This is a genomic window from Maribacter flavus, from assembly GCF_008386635.1.
GTDB lineage: Bacteria > Bacteroidota > Bacteroidia > Flavobacteriales > Flavobacteriaceae > Maribacter > Maribacter flavus.
Genome location: NZ_VUOE01000002.1, coordinates 1,217,410 through 1,234,687 on the forward strand (window position 1 = coordinate 1,217,410; position 17,278 = coordinate 1,234,687).

The following is a 17,278-nucleotide window of genomic DNA, read 5'->3' on the forward strand; positions in this document are numbered from 1 at the left end:
GAATTGATTTCAAAAGTGTCCCGTAAAAGGTCTATTTGAGATAGTCCCTTTTTTCGAGTTCCCTCTGGAGATTGGCAAAATCATCTATATCACCAACCCAATCGAGAACCTGAACGGCAAGATAAGAAAGTAAACCGAGAATAAACCCTCCTTCCCGACCGATGATGCTGTGATGAAATCCGTATATTTGACTATAATGGAAGCGGCCAAAAAATGGTCGATGCCCCTCGGGAACTCAGGCATCATTTTTAACCAGTTCCTTACTATTCATGAAAAAAGGGTCAGGCGCAAAAAAACCCAACCCCTGCCAATTTTAACTTACACACGTATCGGAATAGTGTCACATGAATTAATCAGGCACCTTCCTTTCAAATTCTGTTTGTTCTTTTTTGTCATGACTCTGTTTGAACAAAAGTAAAACTTAAATCTTTTTTCGGACAGAGTTCAGTTAATACCCTAGACAAATGTGATTTCTGAATTAAATAGTTAAAACGGATTGCCAGTACAACTTTAAAATATCACATCTTAAACCTCAACGAAAAGAAGGAAATCAATTCAGAATAATCTTCATAATGTTCAAATATTCGGTTTTCAATGTCAAGATTGCCACCCCCATATGCGTTTCGCGAAATAACCACATGCCTTAGTTCGTTGGTTCTCTTTTCCAAAACCTCAAGACTCAAGTAAGAATCGTATTCCAGCAAAGCAAGTTGAGTAGCGTCCATGAACCACACTCTTTAAAAGAAGTTTTGATTCTAACCCAATTTAACAACCTCCCTTACCATCTGATTGGTGAATCCCCATTCATTGTCGTACCAGGTCATGATTTTTAATAAGTCGCCATCGACCACCTTGGTCATGCTCAGGTCAACGGTCGATGCATACGGACTTTTTACGATATCGGAAGACACGATTGGGTCGTTGGTTACCGAGAGTACCTCTTTGTATCTTGCTGAAGCAGCCTCTTCTTTTAAAATAGCATTGACTTCTGCCACGCTTACTTCCCGTTCCAATACCAGTGTCATATCCGATAAGGAACCCACGGGAATAGGTACTCGTACGGCGACCCCATCAAACTTTTTCTCCAATTCAGGAATGACCAAGGTTGTGGCAATGGCCGCTCCTGTAGTAGTCGGAATGATATTCGCCGCTCCTGCCCTGCCCAAACGGAAATTCTTTTTTGAGGGACTATCGACCATTCCCTGAGATGCGGTATAGGCATGAATGGTGGTCATGATAGCCTTTTTGACCCCGATTCTACGTCCCAGAATTTCCATTATCGGGCTGATATTATTGGTGGTGCAACTGGCACATGAAAAGGCATTTACACCTCCATCCGAAGTGTTTACGCCATGAACGATTGTAGGCATATCAGTATCTTTAGTAGGTGCTGAGAGTACCACAGTCTTGGCTCCAGCAGAGATATGTTTGTCGAGATCCTCGCTCTTTGTAAAGACCCCTGTGCTTTCGATGACCACATCGACACCGTTGTCTTTCCAAGGCAATTCTTCGGGATTTCGAATGGAGTAAAATTTGATTGACTTTCCATCAACTATCAGCGTGTCCTCCGTACTGCTGACTTCCTTTTCATAAACACCATAGACCGTGTCGTATTTTAATAGATATGCGATGTTTTCGGCAGACACCAAATCGTTCACGGCGACGACCTCGAGTCCAGGGGTTTCGTTGATAATTTTTAACGCCGCACGGCCGATTCGGCCCATGCCGTTTATTGCTATTTTCATTTACAATGTATTTTTAGGGTTAAAACTTGATTTTAATGATACGGTTTTATTGAAAACCAGATTACTAGCGTTACTATTTTCATCTACTCTATAATATCCTAGTCTTTGAAACTGATATCTGTCTCCTATTTCGGCCTTCTCAACGGATGATTCAGCAAGCGCTTTTTTGTTGACTGTAAGCGAAGTTGGGTTTAGAAATTCCATAAAATCTTTTCCTTCGTGTCCTTCGGGCATCGGGTCATTGAACAATCTGTCATAATTACGAACTTCAATACCGACCGAATGCTTCATACTCACCCAATGCAGCGTGCCTTTTACCTTGCGTTTACTTTCTTCTGTATTGCTGCCACTCTTACTTTTGGGGTCGTAGGTACACTTAATCTCGGTTATTTTGCCTTTGCTGTCTTTTACCACTTCGTTGGCTTTAATGATATACGCTCCTTTTAATCGAACTTCCTTACCCAATGTCAATCTAAAAAACTTGCGATTGGCATGTTCTTTAAAGTCCTCTTGCTCGATAATCAATTCCTTGGAAAATGTTACTTTTCTGAAACCAGATTGTGGATTTTCAGGATTATTTTCTATTTCCAGAATTTCTTTCTCCTTATCATAATTAGTGATGGTTAGTTTTATTGGGTTTACGACAACCATGACACGCTGTGCGGTTGCATTGAGTTCTTCCCTGATACTGTGCTCCAACAATGCAATGTCGGAGACATTGTCGCGTTTTGAGATGCCCGCTTTCTCGCTGAATGATTTTATCGAGTTAGGCGTATAGCCTCTTCGTCTTAATCCGGCAATTGTGGGCATTCTTGGATCATCCCAACCTGAAACGAGACCTTTTTCGACCAATTCCCCTAATTTTCGCTTGCTCAATACGGTATAACTTAAATTTCGTCGAGCAAATTCAAACTGGTGTGGAACTAATTCTTTTTCGATATTAATCTGATTTATGAACCAATCATATAACTCTCTATGCGACCCGAACTCCAAGGTGCAAAGTGAATGTGAAATCCCCTCTATAAAATCGGATTGTCCATGTGCCCAATCGTACATTGGATAAATATGCCAATCGTTACCCGTTCTATGGTGGGCCTTATTTACGATGCGGTACATTATGGGGTCGCGCATGAGCATGTTTGGCGAGGCCATGTCTATTTTGGCACGTAACACTCTTGCCCCTTCAAGAAACTCGCCCAATTTCATTCGCTGGAACAAATCAAAGTTTTCCTCGGGCGTACGATTTCTGTATGGGCTGTTTTTGCCCATGTTCGTGGGGGTTCCTTTCTGTTCGGCTATTTCTTCCGAGGTTTGATCATCAACATAAGCTTTACCCTTTTTTATTAAAAGTATAGCCCAGTCGTACAATTGCTGAAAATAGTCCGAGGTGTAGCGCTCTTCGCTCCATTTGAAGCCCAACCATTTGATATCCTCTTTAATGGCATCGACAAACTTTTGTTCTTCCTGGGTGGGATTGGTGTCATCAAACCTCAAATATATCGGGGCGTTATACTTCAACGCCAACCCAAAGTTCAAGAACAAAGAAGCCGCATGCCCAATATGTAGATACCCATTAGGTTCTGGCGGAAACCGAAATTTTAAGCTATCCACTTTGAGACCGGTATCCAAATCATGGACAACCTGTTCTTCCAAAAAATTGGAGGTTTTTTGGTTGGTACTATTTGCCATTTAGATATGGTGCCTTAATGATTATGCGCATAGTTCACCTTACAGGTCTCGCACGTAAACGTATTTTCCTTAATGGTAATCTTATCCAATTTTCTGGCGACATCGGCCACGAAACTGTTGTAGGTCTCCTTACTCGGATTCCCGTTTTGTCCCTTCATGAATTTGTAGTACTCGCCATCATATTCATAGCGGCCCCAACAATTCGGGCATACTCCTTCGGGTGCTGCACCTGTTTCTTCATTGTTCTGTTTTTTCTTGAAATAAGTTTTTATGTTTTCAATTAGTCCCATATAAAAAGTTTTGGTGTTAACATCTTTAAACAATGCGATGAAGGTAAATTCAATTCCCTATCATTCCGCTAGCACTTCGGTGTCAAAATGAACCTCGCTCGCAACAGTCTTATGTACAGGACAACGTGAAGCTATATCCTTCAACTTCTCTTTTTGCTCGGTGGTCAAATCGCCAATGAATTTCAATTTTTTGTTGATATGATCGATTCTTCCCGGATTTTCAAAGTCGCCTTGAAGTTCATCGGTATGTTTTTTTGAATGTGTGATATACACGTACACTTCCCTTAGGTCCCATTCTTTTCTTTCTGCGTACAATTTTACGGTCATGGCCGTGCACGATGCGATGGCGGCGGTCAGATAATCGTATGGTCCAGGTCCATAATTATCCCCCCCGACCGAACCAGGCTCGTCAGCGATCATGTTATGGTGCTTGGTCTGCATCTGCGTAGTAAAATTGTTCTCGGTCAAATCGAGGTGGGCCACGAGCTGCTCTCCTTCCGGTTCCAACATCTTGTTTTCCATTGGCTCAAAATAGCGTTCCACCCAAGCCCCGATAACGTTGCCAATATACATACTGTCGTTCTTATTGGTAAGCAAATGGTCGGCACCATCAAGTGTTACGAAACTTTTAGGATGGAATGCCGCGACAAAAAGATTATGGGCATGGTCGGGTTTAACAATCCTATCCTGTGGGGAATGCATTATCAAAATGGGTTTCCTGAGTTTTTTGGTTACATCGAGCAAATCGGTATTGCTGAAATCCTCGACAAAGTCGGAATCTATGATGAATGGTCGCCCCCCTAATTCAACTTCGGCCTTACCGTATGACTTTACATCTTCCAAACCGGATTCAAATTGTTTTTTGGTATGCTCAATGTTCGAAGGAGAACCGATGGTGGCAACAGCCTTGATATCTTGAATTCTTGAAGCCGCCATGATCGAAGCCGAACCTCCCAACGAATGCCCAATCAATAACTCCGGTGCCTTATAGGTTTCCTTTATATAATTATGAACATCAATAATATCGTTGACGTTGGCAGAAAAATGGCTTTCTGCGAATTCGCCCTGACTTCTTCCAAGGCCCGTAAAATCAAACCGTATGACCCCAAACCCATAATTGGTCAAAGTTCTGGTAATATTCCGAACAGCCGTCATATTGCTGCTGCAGGCAAAACAATGTGAGAATATGGCATATCGATTCGGTTTCTGATTGGCAGGAAGTTCCAAAAGCGCATGCAATTCGTGTCCTTTTCTATTAGGTATCTTGAGTTTAACGTTCATAGTTATTTACTTAAATGGGTTAATTCTTCGGTTTTGGTGTAGGCATTGTAAGAACTTAAAAGCAACTTCAACTTAGGGTTGATAAAGTTCTCGCAAAAAGGTTTTTCAGGATTTTTATAGTAATAGTCCCTAAAATTTTCTTCAGAAGGCTTGAATGCTTTGTAGGGCAATGTCTTGGTAATCAGAGCATCATCGAATTCAGATTGCAAGGGCTTTAAAATCGAATCGACCTTATTTTGCTGCGCTACTGAAAACACATATATGGCAGAACGGTATTTTTCACGCATGCTATGGTCCGACGTACTTTTATGCGTTCGCAAATGCACTTCAATAAGTATTTCCAACGGAATTATCTCTGGATAAAAATGTACGATGACCGCTTCGGAAAACGAACTGTACATTCCCTCGGAAGCAATCCAGCCTTGCTCCACTTTTTCTACACCCTTCAACGATTGAAATACCGCCTCGGTGCACCAATGGCATCCTCCGCCAAATCCTATTTTCGCTAATTTATCCACTCCTGATTTCACAAATTATGGTTGTGCTCATGCTGTTGCATTCGTATACCCACCGCCCTAAAGGCGTACCAAATCAATAGTCCCAGAGCCAAAAGCACCAGAAGCGTACCTATATATAAGCTAAGGCTCGAAAGGTTATAATGCGATATGGTTTGCTTTACGGCACCAAGGATTCCCGATAAAACATAAAGCCCCGCAGCCAGATATAACAGAACGGAAGCGCGGGTCAATCGCCCCAATTGCTTGATTTTCTGATCTGAAATGTTGTGTTGGAACGGTGAACACTTTTCTTGCAGCAACGAACTGATTTCCGCGCTCAAGGTCATCATCTGACTAGTTGTCGAGAGAATCAACATTCCCAGACCAGGCAAAATCGTAATGGGCAAATACCATTCGTACATTCTCTTAGGATTCTAGGATTCAATAACTTCAACGCCTTTCCAAAAAGCGACATGGTCCTTGATGCCTTTGGCCAATTCCGAGGGATTCTTATAGTACCAAGCTGCATCGGCATTCTCCTTTCCGTTTACTTCCAAACTGTAATAGGATGCCTGACCCTTCCATGGGCAGGTGCTGTGAAAGTCGCTTGATTTAAAGAATTCTTTCTTAATACTTTCCGGGGGGAAATAGTGATTTCCCTCAATGACTACGGTGTTATCGCTTTCTGCGATGACTTGATCGTTCCAAATTGCTTTCATAGTTTCTACTTTTGAATTATTCATTTTCGTTTTTCTGGGATACGTCAAGCAACTCCCCTATTTTTAAATCCAATCGCAACAGGGCGTTGTTGGGGTCGGAACCGAAGATGGAATAGACCAACTTCCCCTCGCTGTCAAGCAATATCCAATGCGGGGTACCGCCTGCCTCGTAACTATGGAAGGTCTCTGCCAGATTCGCATCCTTGAAAAACGGAAAACGGATGTAATAGTCTTCCTTCGCTTTTTCAAAATCCGACACCTCATATTCAGGCCCTTCAAACCGCGTATGGATTCCCAACACCTTAATATGTTCCCCATTTTCGACTACTACCCTATTCGCATAGGGCAATGCCCTGCCTTTACAGCCTGGGCATCCCAAATTGAAAAAAAGGATGAGCAACGGCTTGCCTTTAAAATCTTTAAGCGAGGGAACTTCCTCCGAAAAAATCGGAAGCAAATTCCATTCGGGTATTGGCTGGTTCAATTCCATTGCAGTTCTTTTCTTTCGTTCCAATAGGCCGATGGTGCAATGGCAAACGAACGGAGCCTATCCATTTCATCGTAAGCCAGTGAAAATGTATCCGCCTTTAGGTTTGCCATCAAATGTGCCTCGTTACTGGCACCGCTCAACACATTGGCATTTTTAAAACTATCCATCGCAAAACGTAAGGCGATAGCGTCTGCCCCAACCCTATATTTCTTTGCCAACCCTTTCATTTCGTTATAAAGTGGGGCATAGCTTTTGTAATCATCATTCGGGATCAACCTGCCATTGGCCAGTACCTCTTTGATTAAAATAGGGCTATCAAGTTGCTCCAATTCGTTTTTCATTGTGGCGACACTTTGGTCGAGCAGATTAAAGGTAAACTGAACGGATTGGAACAGTCCTTCATTTTCAACTTGAACCGTCAAGGCCTTTTTCAATACGTCAACCTGGTTGCTTCCCGTAACCGTCAGTCCGATTATCAGGCCAAACTTCTTTTTTAATTCATACAGTTGGTTCAGCACTTCTGTATTTTCCAACACTCCCGATTCAAAGGTTGCGGAATGAATCTGATACAGTTTCAAATGGGGCAGCAAGGCCCTCGAAACCGCCCATTGTTCGTTCAATTTGTTAAGCGAATGTTCCTTGATCTCATGCTCCGTGGCATTCGGGTCGAAATTGGCGACATAAGTATAGCCCCATTTTGTGCTTACGATGAGGGACGGGTCGTTCTTTTCCTTGATCCAGTCTATCAACAAGTCCTCGGCCAGCCCATAGTTGGGCGCGGTGTCAAAATGCCGTACGCCTTTCCTGTATGCGGTCTCGAGCACCTCAACCCCTTTTTTGCGGAAAGCTTCCAACGAAAACTCGGTATCCGGATCTTCTTGTTTGATGTTGATGTACACCGGCCTTCCGATGGCTGCAGTACCCAATGCTATGTGCCCTCCTTTTAGCATCTAATCCACATACGGGGTTTCGCCCTGTGCGAGCTTCAGGCGCGTCCAGACATTCATGTTGATCACAATGGCGGCAATCTCGGCAATCTCAACCTCAGAGAAATATTGTGTCATTCCTTGATGGTAACGCTGAAAATTTTTGTTGCTTCCCTCGGTCAGCACATCGCAATATTCGAGGGCCGTTTTCTCTTTTTTGGTAAACAGCTCGCTATTCCACCAAGACGATATATTGTCCACTTTGGCCTCATCGATTCCTATGTCGCGCGATGTTTTGGCGTGGAGAATGATACAGTACGCACATTCGTTTTTTTGTGCTACCCGCAAGCGCAACAGCTGTGCCAACTTTTTGTCCGTTTTTAAGTCCGCGGTATATCCGAAAGCCTGGGCCATTTGTTTGGCAATTCCCAAGAAGGGCGTGCTATCGGGGTCAAATCGTGTATTCTTGAATTTTACGTCACTCATAATAAGGTTGTTAAGAATTTATGGAAAGAAGAAGCCCGCGTTCGCGGCGCAAGCTTCTTCCATACAATTACGCTTCTTGCGCTTTATTGATAAAACTATCCTCAAATCTTAAAAAATGGCAGGTGTAGCCATTCGGATTCTTGACCAAATAGTCTTGGTGGTATTCTTCCGCTGGCCAAAATGTTGACCATGGCTCTAAGGTCGTAACGACCTTGCCCGGCCATTTACCGGAAGCATCGACCAAGGCGATCATTTCTTCCGCCACGGCTTTTTCTTCATCGTTCTGATAAAAAATCGCGGAACGGTAGCTCGATCCCCTATCGTTACCTTGTTGGTCGACCGTTGTGGGGTTGTGCATCCTGAAGAAATAATCCAATAATTCCTTAAAGGATGTTTTTGTAGGGTCATAGGTAATTTCTATGCCTTCCGCATGTCCAGGATGGTTTTGATAAGTGGGATTATCATTTTCGCCACCTTGATACCCCACTTCGGTATCTATCACTCCGGGACGTTTTCTGAAGAGATCTTCCATGCCCCAGAAACAGCCTCCCGCTATATATGCTTTCTTGTAGTTATCCATAATTTCTAATTCTTGTTACACAATTATTTTAAAAGAACCGTTGATTGATTCCCTGTAAAATTACTTGATCAACACCGGTTCCGTATTATACATTACTCCTATCAATATTGACATTTTGCTCACTTTTGACCAGCGACACGTTTTCTAGAAAATCGATAACTTTCTGTTCGGGCATTTCACAGGGTTTCAACAATCCCTGGCTTTTGGTACGATAGTAATTTAGGCTGATGAAATCGGTACCCCCCAATTCCTCCGCATAGACTTTAAAGGAATTCCCTTGATTGAAGCTATTCTTAGTGATCCCATATTTTCTACCTTGGTACATTCCTTCGGAATAGCTTTCGGGCAGCATTTTTATCTTCTCAAAAATGGGGTGCGCCATCCTATTCCTTATTCCGGATTTTTATAATCGTTGACCTGTAATCTTTCGTCGCGAATGATGCTCGTGACCAACCAAACATATTGTTCCACTTCTTTGTCATAACCCAGCATTGAAAAACTTTGACCAAAGGGACATGCCGGAAAATCGGGGAAATTCTTTCGCAATTCGTAACGATGCGGATTTTCGTTGAACTTGCTTTTGTGCACTTTGGGTACAAAGCCAAATTTCAGTTCATTGTTGCTTTCGTCGTGTGTGAGTACGGTCGGGACTTTTTCGCGAACTTTATTGTTCACAAAGTTGTCGGGCAGCGACGAAAAGTTGTCCAACACATCCAATAAAACCCCTTTTGTGCCTTTCTTCGGAATGCTTACGGCATAGACCATTGAGGTGTCTTCGGGCGTATCGGAACTCTCAAACCTGTAGGCATAATCCACTTCAAATTGGTCGGCGTTGTAATCCACATTTTTCGCCACCCAATGCAGTTTTTCTCCCGTCAACCGAAAATCTTCGGTATAACCCACACTATTGAGTTCCTTGACCGTTTCTATCATATTGTTTTTTGCTTCCATAGTTTTTTCATTTTCAATTTGTTATATCGAACTCGTCATTAGTTCTTCTTTTCGATAGTTCCGTGACCAAAGTGGGCAAAGAACTTTTTGCAATACACGATAAGTGTTTTCATCTCATCAAAATCGTTCAAATGGTCGATTGGGAAGTCGCCTTCAAAATGTCCATCGGGCAACTCGGCAATGAACCTGATGTTATGTTCGGCCACCACCCCTATAGGATCTTTACTGAACACGATACGTACATCGGGAGCGCCTTGTGCCACCCAAAAGTTGGTCAGTTGAAGGACATGGCTACCATCATCGTCGGTAATGATAGCTGCATCTCCGAACGCTTCAGGTCCTTCTATTCTTGACTTGGCAACGATTTTCATTGGTAAGAAATTAAAGTTGGGATTCGATGGTCTTGGCGAAATCGATATCCATATTACTTACCCCACCGAAATCGTGCGATGTCAACGTAATGTCAACTTTATGGTACACGTTGAACCATTCGGGATGATGGTTTTTCTTTTCGGCCAAAATGGCGATGCGAGACATAAACCCAAAGGCCTCGACAAAGTTTTTGAACTCCAAGTTCCTTACAATACTATCGCCCTTGATCCTCCATTTCGGGGACAGCTCGTGCTGGTCCAATTGCGATTGAATTTCGGTGCCTTTGTACACCGTGACTTCTTTTTTCATGCGACCAAGAATTATTTAATGTGCCTTTCGAATACCTCGCCGACCGAAACGTCGTATGATTCAAAAATTTCTGTTTTACCGCGTTCCTTATACTTTTTGTGTTCTGGGTGCGTATCCCAAACTTCAAAAGATTCGCGGTCCTTAAAATAGACGACCAACATATGGTGCCCATTTTCCCCATCGTACACTTCATGCTTATCATAGCCTTTAATGGCTGCCACATGCTGCGCCGCATGGCCATAAAGCCTATCGAACTCCTCCTGAAACTCTGGATTCACTTTGTACTTAAATGCCGCTACTATCATGATATTACCTTGTTTTTGTACTTGTACGACACCGCCAAAATCACTAAAAAGGCCACAGGCGGTAGTATTTTTGCATATTCCCCTATTACTCCATGCGACAAGGCCGCATATACCAGATCAAAAAAGAAACCGGCATAGGCCAACTCCTTCAATTTCATCGACACTTTGGGAACGACCAATAAAATGCTTCCAATGACCTTGAACACACCAAGAATGGTAAAGAAATACAGCGGATAGCCGAGGGATGCCACATTTTCAGCAAACCCTTCGGGCTGTACAATATCCATTACCCCGCCAAGCATCATTACACCAAAAATGATCAAGGTAGCAGCCCAATATATTATATTGTCTCGTTTCATATTCTTGATAGTTAGTTTACAGCTTCAATCATAAATTGTTGGTTGTTGAACTCAAAAGAATCCCCTGCTCTTTTTCCCTTCAAGGCACTATAGATTGGAGCCTGTGTAGAGATGCCCAAAAAATCTCTCTTGCCGATTTTAAATGGCGGTTTTGAAACCGCGACGATCATACAACGGCCATTCACACTGACCACTGCGCCAGGTTCGACCGTATCTTTTGGTTCAAAGGAAATCTTGTTGATGGTCTCCAAGTGCTCGGCATGCACATGGGCCTGTTCTTCCAACTGGTCAGAAATTTCGATGCTTTGCCTGTGATGTGATTGGTCGTCATCATCAATGACTTCTGTTTTGTCCAGTAAGTTTCCCGACAAAAATTCTTCGTATTTCATCTCTGCCGCATCGATATGCCGTTTCTCCAAATCGATAAGCGCCTGTTTGATCTTGTTTTTATCCATTGTTCTGTATTTAAATTGTTAGTTGTCGATTTTTAGGAGCTGCACGATAACATGGAGCATCCCACCTTATGTCTTGCCCATTCGGGGCGTTTGGCGAACCATTTTTCGTTTTCAGGCTGCTCGTCATAGGGGTTTTTGAGCAGTTGAAACAGTTCATCCACCAATTGATATTTGCCCATGTCGGCATCGTCTATTGCCAATTGTGCCATGTAGTTGCGCAACACGTATTTCGGATTGACCTTGTTCATCGCCTCGGCTCGTTCGCTATCCCTTTTGTCTTCTTTTCGCAGACGCTTGGCATATTTTTCGAACCAATTGTGCCATTGCCTCTCAATTTTCCCTTTGATTTCGCCGGGAAGGTAAAATGCTTTTTCGACCACTTCTAACCCTTCCGACGCACTATCTTCTTTTTTGAAATCGGCAAGGTTTCTGAAGAAGATGGTCATATCGGTTTCGGAAAGTTGCAATACGTTCTCCAATTGCTCTACGAGTTTTTTGTCATCCGTATCCGAAAGGAAAAGCCCCAATTTCGATTTCATCATTTCGAGATGGGCGACCTTTACTTCCTCTTGATATTCATCCAAAATATCCTGCAACGGCTTTGTTTCCTCGATCAATGGATATAGTGCATTGGCTAATTTCAATAGATTCCAAAGTACAATCTGTGGCTGGGTGCCGTAGCGGTATCGCTTTTGCCCACTGTCGGTGGTATTGGGCGTCCAACCATGGTCGTAACCTTCCAGCCAACCATAAGGCCCGTAATCGATGGTCAACCCCAAAATGGACATATTATCGGTATTCATCACACCGTGTACGAAACCCACGCGCTGCCAATGGATGACTATTTCCATGCTCCTTACGGCCACTTCCTTAAAGAACTTGAGATAGGTTTCCTTGGAAGGTTCGCCCAAGTGGGGATAATGTTGCTTAATGGTAAAATCGACCAAAGCTATCAGGGTCTTTACATCTTGCTGTGCGGCCAATATCTCGAAATTTCCAAAACGGATGAACGACTCGGCCGTGCGACAGACGATGGCCCCTTTTTCATAGGCCGGATTGCCGTCGTAAAGCACATCCCGTAAAACCTCATCTCCCGAAAGGGCCAATGACAAAGCCCTCGTGGTTGGCACCCCCAAATGGTGCATGGCCTCGCTACACAAATATTCCCTGATGGATGAGCGCAGTACCGCCAAGCCGTCCGCCGAACGGGAATAGGGCGTTTCCCCTGCTCCCTTTAACTGTAGGGCCCAATTCTTGCCTTGATGTTCGACCTCGCAGAGGTTTATGGCCCTGCCATCGCCCAACTGCCCTGCCCAGCTACCAAATTGATGTCCGCCGTAGCACATCGCATACGGACTTGTATCGGGCAGTAGTTCGGTGCCCGAAAAAATGTCGAGAAACTCTTGTGATTTTGTGGTCGATGCATTCAATCCGATGGCTTCCGCCATTTCGGGCGAAACATGGATCAAGGACGGCTTTGTGGGTTTTTTAGGCACCACATACGAGAAACAGGCATTTCTGACCTGCCGTCGTGAATTTTCCAAAATCGGGTCGGCGGGCAATTGCTCGTTGAATTTATCTTTTATATCAAGTTGTAACGTCAAAATGTGCTCCTTTCTTCTTTATTCAAAATTATGTTCTCCAACTGTATTCCCCCATACTGATTCTACCTGATGATTTGTATATTTTTCTCAAACTTACAAATGTTAGCTGTGCAAAGTGCCCAATACGATAACTTCGGTCTTGTTTATTTCTGCCATTTTAGTTTTCAATCAATGCTACGGCACCCAAGCCACCATCGGCACATACACTGACAAGGGCCTTTTTGCCTTTGCCCATTTGGTGCAATTCCTTTATGGTTTGGCTCAAGATTCTAGCTCCGGTCGCCCCAAAAGGATGGCCAATGGCAATACTGCTTCCATTGGGATTCAATTTTTCAATCGGAAACTTGCCCATTTCACTCGCAGTCCCCACTTTTTTCAAATGGGTCTTGTTTTCCAAATTAGAAATCGTGGAAAGTACTTGTGATGCAAAAGCTTCGTGTATTTCCCAAAGGTCGACATCGTCATAGGTGAGGTTGTTGCGTTCCAACAAACGTGGAATCGCAAAACTTGGCGACATTAAGATTCCTTCCTCTTCAATATTTACACCGGCCATTTCCCAATCTACCAATTGGGCTTTATAGCCGGTTTTTAATTCGTCGATACGGTCTTTACCGGCGACCCAAACCCCTGCGGCCCCATCGGTAAATAAGGTAGAGTTACCTGCTGTGAGCGTACCATTACCCGATTTTCTGTCAAAGACTGGCTTTAGGGTGCCCAACTTCTCAAGCGATGTGTTTTTTCTCGGGATCAAATCCTCCAAAACATTAAAGGCAGGAAACACCAAGTCTTCAAAAAAGCCTTTCTCTTTTGCCTTAAAGTAATTTTGATGGCTCCTTAACGCAAGTTTGTCTTGGGCTTCACGGTCAATATTTAAGCGTTGTGCGGTAATTTCGGCATGTTGCCCCATGCTTTTTCCCGTAACCCGATTGACTCCCGGCGGAATGTACAGTTTGAACTTGAACAGACCTCCGAGCCATTTCAGTTTATTGAAAAATCCTTTCAATTTCGGGAAGCGTTTTATCCATTTTGAGGTTTTGTTCGACAACCCCATTTGCACATTCGACATGCTCTCCACACCGCCAGCGATTCCCACTTCAGTGTCTTTTAACATGGATGCCAATTGCAGGGTAGATAGTAAGCTTGTGCTACATGCCATAGTGGTCGTAAACGCAATGGTCTCGTCGTTTACTTCAGACTCCAAAACCGCATCGCGGGCAATATTGCTGTATTCCAAATTCGGAACGACCGTACCCCAGGCCACATAGTCTGGGTTAAGTTGTTCTTTGCGTTTCATCTGGTTCAATACCGCTACTGACAGGTCTACGGCACCAATGCTTTCCAACTCCTTATTTTCTTTCACAAAGGGTGTACGCAGGCCCGATGCGAGCCATATTTCTTTTTTACTATTGTTCATTTGCCTTACTTTTAGTTGTCAAAATTCTTTTTGTTTGAAAAAGCCTACCATCCCCAATTGGATACTTGAGGCCCGAAACAAATGGACCTACCGCGGTCAAAAAAGACCACCTTTTGCCATTGAGCCTAAAGCAGGACAGGTTTCCGTCTGGGACTTTCCGAGACCGCCAAGCGTTACCTTGGTCGATGCTGTCGTTCGTGTATTTTTTGAGGATACACTTTTGGCAAAAACCGATGGTTGTTTGGCCGTAAAGGAAACAGCCAATCCGCCGACCTACTATATTCCCCCGCATGATGTGGACTTCGACCAGTTGGTCGAAATCGATACCACCTCATGGTGCGAATGGAAAGGTAAGGCCGGGTATTGGGCCCTGAAACAGAGCCCAAAATCTCCAATTGCGTGGGATTATCCCAATCCGTTTGACGAATATGAACAATTGACAAAGTATCTTGCCTTTTATCCACATCGCCTGCGCTGCTTTATCGGCGATGAGCAGATCACGCCCCAAGACAGTACCATCTATGCTGGCTGGATCACCAAAGACCTTGTGGGGCCTTTTAAAGGCCAGCCCGGTTCAGAAAACTGGTAAGGAATTGCTTATGCGTTTTCTTCAAGTAATTTTACCAGTTCTTTTTTTTGTAATACGCCCGACTGCCTGAACAATTGTTCACCATCTTTAAAAATCATCAGTGTTGGGACACCTCGCACTTGATACTTGGCTGCCAGTTCTTGATTTTTATCAACATCTATTTTTAGAATGGATGCATTTTCGCCTACTTCCTTTTTAACATCGTCCAGTATTGGATGCATGAGTTGGCATGGGCCACACCAAGTGGCATAAAAATCTACCAGTACTGGTTTATCTCCCTTTATAAGTTCTGAAAAATTTGACATAGTATTTCTTTTTTAAATTAAAAACCCCAAGATGTTTCAACATCTTCTAAATATTGTTTGCTTTTTCCGGCTACGCCGATCCCTTTAGAAACCTCACTAAAAATACCTGCCTGTTTCGGGCTTAAATAGCCGTTTGGGTTTCTTCGATAAGGGATTGCCAAGTTGATTCTGGCCCTTTGTGCCTTGCTCAATGGTAAATATTTATAGGGCGATTTTGACAAATAGTATTGCGGCCTTTTATCAATTTTATACTCTTGATGATTGCCGATGACAAAAAAGCCTTCTTGGGCCGCATAACTATCAAGCTCTGCTACCGATGCTATAGACTCGTCGTAAAACACTTTTACAACCTCCAATCCATTAATCCAACCTGCTTCCGTATACTTTATTGCTGGGTGCTGCATCAAAGTGGTTTCCCCAGACCAAAAGCAAGGGGTCTCGTATATGGTTTGTTTATAATAACCATATTGCATTTTTAAGTCATCACCTAACAATTGTGCATATTTAGGAATAGGTTTCCCTAAAGCAGTTAGTGTTTCAACCAATTTATTATACATACCCAATGGATGATAATTATTGGCCAACTTTGGAATGATATCCTGACCATTTTCGTTCACAAAATGTGCAACTGGATTGTTCCATGAGGGCTCTTGGTAAAGATTCAAGATATCTTGATCGGCCCCGGGTCTGTTGTTATAGATTGCCAATGGTACAAATTCGTTTTCTATGAACTCGACCATTAAAGGATGCGACAAAACATCCCTACCATAGTTGACACAGGTACTGCATCCGGGAATCTCTTGAAAAAACAGCAACACCGGTTTTTGGGTAAGACCGCTCTGGTCAAGGGCGTCTTTATAGTCTCTAAGCCAAGTAACTTTTCCCAGCTCTATATTTTGGTCTTTTGGATTTGTCAATACCAACATAATTCTTTTCCTTTCTTTAATTGGAATGCTCCTTGCGCCCCGTCATCATCATTCATCTCCATAACATCAGGGGCACAAGAAGATTCCCATCTTAGCGACTTAAAGTGCTTCGTTAATGTTCAATAATTCTTCAGCGGTGCTCTTTTCGCCAGTGGTAAACAAGGCGTGTATCAGATTGTTCATGACCCTTTTCACGATGGCCACATTGGTTGCGGGCAAAAGGTCTTTATCCTTTAGGTCATAAGGAATGGTCGACAGCAGGGCGTCAAAATCCTCATTATTGATCATCAGTCCATTGTTGAACGGATCCACGAGAAAATCGACTTTGCGCATCACGGAACCGTCGGTAACACCTTCTTTGGTAAAATGCTCATTAACGTAGCCCAATATAAAATGCCCTGGAGAGTTGATGCCCACCAACGGAATGTTCAAACGTTCGGCAACTAAGAGATATATGACCGACAATCCGATAGGATTACTAATACGGTTTTCAAAAACTTTGTTGATAAATGAATTATTTATTGCCGAATAGTTGTGCGTATTGCCGTTAAAGCCAAAATCGTACAAAATTGTCTGGTTCAATAGATGTACGATCTGCACATCGGTTTTTCCCTCCAATTTATCTTTTAAGACGGCAACCATGTCATTTATGGTTTTCTCGATTTCGGCCTTATCGAAATTCGGATATCCGTATTTTGCGATCAGCAATAGGCCTTCCAACAAATCATCGGAACGGAACTCTTTCCAATTGTTGAGGTCCTTATTCAGTTTCGCCAATTTCAATTCGTCAAGAATTTGCGCTATCCTCTCTTTTTGTAAATCGCTCTCACTCTCGTCGAATGCCGTTTGCAGATGTGGTATACCATCATCTCCCAAAAAGATTATGGTCTGATGAATTTCATTATAAATGACCTCGCTAGGGTCCTCCAACAGACTTATGAGCGCTTTTATACTTGAGTGGTCCAATGTTTTCATCATGTAACTCC

At 43.2% G+C, this 17,278-nt stretch carries 25 protein-coding genes and 1 pseudogene; 2 read left to right on the forward strand and 24 right to left on the reverse strand.

Going from position 1 to position 17,278, the window contains the following annotated elements:
• Window positions 1–37 precede the first annotated feature (37 nt).
• Window positions 38–286 (forward strand): annotated as a pseudogene (locus F0361_RS15640) (transposase); the annotation flags it as partial.
• Window positions 287–518: 232 nt separating this feature from the next.
• On the opposite strand, the gene F0361_RS15645 reads toward F0361_RS15640, so the two are convergent.
• From F0361_RS15645 to F0361_RS15745, 21 genes are all read right to left on the reverse strand, one after another.
• Window positions 519–725, reverse strand: a complete 207-nt coding sequence (locus F0361_RS15645; protein WP_154920009.1) for a hypothetical protein — start codon at window positions 723–725, stop codon at window positions 519–521.
• 30 nt (window positions 726–755) lie between these two features.
• A complete protein-coding gene (gene gap, locus F0361_RS15650; RefSeq protein WP_154920011.1) occupies window positions 756–1,745 on the reverse strand; it encodes a type I glyceraldehyde-3-phosphate dehydrogenase in 990 nt (329 codons plus the stop codon).
• A complete protein-coding gene (locus F0361_RS15655; RefSeq protein WP_154920013.1) occupies window positions 1,746–3,434 on the reverse strand; it encodes a glutamine--tRNA ligase/YqeY domain fusion protein in 1,689 nt (562 codons plus the stop codon).
• Window positions 3,435–3,448: 14 nt separating this feature from the next.
• Window positions 3,449–3,724, reverse strand: a complete 276-nt coding sequence (locus F0361_RS15660; RefSeq protein ID WP_154920015.1) for a hypothetical protein — start codon at window positions 3,722–3,724, stop codon at window positions 3,449–3,451.
• A 60-nt stretch (window positions 3,725–3,784) separates the two neighbouring features.
• The gene (locus F0361_RS15665) at window positions 3,785–5,005 is read right to left on the reverse strand and encodes a bifunctional alpha/beta hydrolase/OsmC family protein (RefSeq protein ID WP_154920017.1); all 1,221 of its coding nucleotides are present in this window, start codon (window positions 5,003–5,005) and stop codon (window positions 3,785–3,787) included.
• 2 nt (window positions 5,006–5,007) lie between these two features.
• The gene (locus F0361_RS15670; protein ID WP_154920318.1) at window positions 5,008–5,523 is read right to left on the reverse strand and encodes a peptide-methionine (S)-S-oxide reductase; all 516 of its coding nucleotides are present in this window, start codon (window positions 5,521–5,523) and stop codon (window positions 5,008–5,010) included.
• A gap of 8 nt (window positions 5,524–5,531) precedes the next feature.
• Entirely contained in the window at window positions 5,532–5,924 is a 393-nt protein-coding gene (locus tag F0361_RS15675; protein WP_154920019.1) for a hypothetical protein, read from the reverse strand.
• A 12-nt stretch (window positions 5,925–5,936) separates the two neighbouring features.
• Window positions 5,937–6,221: a DUF427 domain-containing protein gene (locus F0361_RS15680; RefSeq protein WP_154920021.1), complete on the reverse strand. Its 285-nt coding sequence runs from the start codon at window positions 6,219–6,221 to the stop codon at window positions 5,937–5,939.
• A 16-nt stretch (window positions 6,222–6,237) separates the two neighbouring features.
• Window positions 6,238–6,711 (reverse strand): TlpA family protein disulfide reductase, encoded by a 474-nt coding sequence (locus tag F0361_RS15685; protein WP_154920023.1) that lies wholly within the window; start codon window positions 6,709–6,711, stop codon window positions 6,238–6,240.
• Entirely contained in the window at window positions 6,702–7,661 is a 960-nt protein-coding gene (locus F0361_RS15690) for an aldo/keto reductase (RefSeq protein WP_154920025.1), read from the reverse strand. The genes F0361_RS15685 and F0361_RS15690 overlap by 10 nt, the downstream gene beginning before the upstream one ends.
• A complete protein-coding gene (locus tag F0361_RS15695; protein ID WP_154920027.1) occupies window positions 7,662–8,123 on the reverse strand; it encodes a carboxymuconolactone decarboxylase family protein in 462 nt (153 codons plus the stop codon). It abuts the gene before it with no gap.
• A 67-nt stretch (window positions 8,124–8,190) separates the two neighbouring features.
• Window positions 8,191–8,703 carry a peptide-methionine (S)-S-oxide reductase MsrA gene (msrA, locus tag F0361_RS15700; protein WP_154920029.1) on the reverse strand — a complete coding sequence of 171 codons (513 nt, stop codon included), beginning with the start codon at window positions 8,701–8,703 and terminating at the stop codon, window positions 8,191–8,193.
• Window positions 8,704–8,788: 85 nt separating this feature from the next.
• Window positions 8,789–9,085: a peptide methionine sulfoxide reductase gene (locus tag F0361_RS15705; protein WP_154920031.1), complete on the reverse strand. Its 297-nt coding sequence runs from the start codon at window positions 9,083–9,085 to the stop codon at window positions 8,789–8,791.
• An 8-nt stretch (window positions 9,086–9,093) separates the two neighbouring features.
• Window positions 9,094–9,654 carry a hypothetical protein gene (locus tag F0361_RS15710; RefSeq protein ID WP_154920033.1) on the reverse strand — a complete coding sequence of 187 codons (561 nt, stop codon included), beginning with the start codon at window positions 9,652–9,654 and terminating at the stop codon, window positions 9,094–9,096.
• A gap of 38 nt (window positions 9,655–9,692) precedes the next feature.
• Window positions 9,693–10,025 carry a DM13 domain-containing protein gene (locus tag F0361_RS15715; RefSeq protein ID WP_154920035.1) on the reverse strand — a complete coding sequence of 111 codons (333 nt, stop codon included), beginning with the start codon at window positions 10,023–10,025 and terminating at the stop codon, window positions 9,693–9,695.
• Between the two features lie 10 nt (window positions 10,026–10,035).
• Window positions 10,036–10,335 carry a 4a-hydroxytetrahydrobiopterin dehydratase gene (locus tag F0361_RS15720; protein WP_154920037.1) on the reverse strand — a complete coding sequence of 100 codons (300 nt, stop codon included), beginning with the start codon at window positions 10,333–10,335 and terminating at the stop codon, window positions 10,036–10,038.
• 11 nt (window positions 10,336–10,346) lie between these two features.
• The gene (locus F0361_RS15725) at window positions 10,347–10,640 is read right to left on the reverse strand and encodes an antibiotic biosynthesis monooxygenase family protein (RefSeq protein WP_154920040.1); all 294 of its coding nucleotides are present in this window, start codon (window positions 10,638–10,640) and stop codon (window positions 10,347–10,349) included.
• Entirely contained in the window at window positions 10,637–10,999 is a 363-nt protein-coding gene (locus tag F0361_RS15730) for a DoxX family protein (RefSeq protein ID WP_154920042.1), read from the reverse strand. Before F0361_RS15730 ends, F0361_RS15725 begins: the two co-directional genes overlap by 4 nt.
• A gap of 11 nt (window positions 11,000–11,010) precedes the next feature.
• Entirely contained in the window at window positions 11,011–11,454 is a 444-nt protein-coding gene (locus F0361_RS15735) for a hypothetical protein (RefSeq protein WP_154920044.1), read from the reverse strand.
• 32 nt (window positions 11,455–11,486) lie between these two features.
• Entirely contained in the window at window positions 11,487–13,058 is a 1,572-nt protein-coding gene (locus F0361_RS15740; RefSeq protein WP_154920046.1) for a protein adenylyltransferase SelO, read from the reverse strand.
• Between the two features lie 157 nt (window positions 13,059–13,215).
• Entirely contained in the window at window positions 13,216–14,472 is a 1,257-nt protein-coding gene (locus tag F0361_RS15745) for a thiolase family protein (RefSeq protein ID WP_154920048.1), read from the reverse strand.
• A 34-nt stretch (window positions 14,473–14,506) separates the two neighbouring features.
• Between F0361_RS15745 and F0361_RS15750 the strand changes: the two genes are divergently transcribed.
• Entirely contained in the window at window positions 14,507–15,061 is a 555-nt protein-coding gene (locus F0361_RS15750; RefSeq protein ID WP_246160913.1) for a DUF427 domain-containing protein, read from the forward strand.
• A gap of 8 nt (window positions 15,062–15,069) precedes the next feature.
• Here the strand turns inward: F0361_RS15750 and trxA are convergent, their stop codons facing one another.
• The 3 genes from trxA to F0361_RS15765 all read right to left on the reverse strand — a co-directional run bounded on the left by trxA (window position 15,070) and on the right by F0361_RS15765 (window position 17,270).
• Complete coding sequence (gene trxA, locus F0361_RS15755; RefSeq protein ID WP_154920052.1) at window positions 15,070–15,366, reverse strand: thioredoxin; 297 nt, start codon at window positions 15,364–15,366, stop codon at window positions 15,070–15,072.
• Between the two features lie 17 nt (window positions 15,367–15,383).
• The gene (locus F0361_RS15760; RefSeq protein ID WP_154920054.1) at window positions 15,384–16,292 is read right to left on the reverse strand and encodes a VPGUxxT family thioredoxin-like (seleno)protein, type 2; all 909 of its coding nucleotides are present in this window, start codon (window positions 16,290–16,292) and stop codon (window positions 15,384–15,386) included.
• Window positions 16,293–16,391: 99 nt separating this feature from the next.
• Window positions 16,392–17,270 (reverse strand): transglutaminase family protein, encoded by an 879-nt coding sequence (locus F0361_RS15765; protein ID WP_154920056.1) that lies wholly within the window; start codon window positions 17,268–17,270, stop codon window positions 16,392–16,394.
• Between the last annotated feature and the right edge of the window lie 8 nt (window positions 17,271–17,278).